Source organism: Salinimicrobium oceani (genome assembly GCF_012037645.1).
The window spans coordinates 1-388 of sequence record NZ_JAAVJR010000926.1 but is presented as its reverse complement, the minus strand read 5'-3'; the positions used below and the strand labels follow the sequence as shown (position 1 = coordinate 388).

The window sequence follows — 388 nt, the reverse complement described above, 5'->3', positions numbered from 1 at the left end:
GGACCTGCTCGTCCTAACTCATGATCATTACGATCATCTGGATTATCCCAGCATCAACAAGCTGCATAATAAGACGAAAAGGATTGTGACCTCCCTTGGAGTGAGTGCTCATCTGGAGACCTGGGGTGTCAAAAATGGTAAAATTACCGAGCTTGATTGGTGGGAAAGTCATGAAATAAATGACGGCATAAAGATCACGGCTACACCCTCCCGTCATTTTTCCGGCAGGACCATAAAAAGAGCGCAGACATTATGGTCATCTTTTGTGCTGGAGATTTTCGGGCTAAGGATATTTTTTGGCGGAGATTCAGGCTACGATGGTAGTTTTAAGAAGATCGGTAATAAATTCGGACCCTTTGATCTTGCGCTACTGGAATGTGGGCAATAC

Annotated in this window: 1 protein-coding gene; it reads left to right on the top strand. The window is 44.6% G+C overall.

The window, feature by feature from the left end; all coding sequences use genetic code 11:
* A partial coding sequence (locus HC175_RS20095; protein WP_209310141.1) for an MBL fold metallo-hydrolase occupies positions 1 to 388 on the top strand: 388 nt, incomplete at both ends.